The 264-nt window shown below is 67.8% G+C and carries 1 protein-coding gene; it reads right to left on the bottom strand.

What is annotated here, in order from left to right:
• Positions 1-264, bottom strand: a 264-nt coding sequence (locus AAEY79_RS15270) for a hypothetical protein (RefSeq protein ID WP_352289342.1), incomplete at both ends; no start/stop codon positions are given.

The raw sequence follows: 264 nt of genomic DNA on the forward strand, positions 1-264 counted from the left end.
GATGATCACGCCGTATTTCACGCCGTTCAGCTCGAACACGAGCGGCTCGGTGTCGGTCGCGAAGTAGCGCTTCTCGTCGAACACCTCGGCGTTCGGCAGGTCCTGCTTGCGGTAGGTGCCGACGATCTCGCCGCCGACGATCAGCGACACCGCGTTGAAGGTGTCGGTGGGCGGCACGCCGCGCTCGATCGGGCGGTTTGCATTACCATCGACGGCTGACGCGCCCGGACCGCTGCCCGCACCGCTGCCCGCACCGCGCAACGG

Source organism: Psychrobacter sp. GW64-MNA-CIBAN-0177 (genome assembly GCF_040309585.1).
GTDB lineage: Bacteria > Pseudomonadota > Gammaproteobacteria > Pseudomonadales > Moraxellaceae > Psychrobacter > Psychrobacter okhotskensis.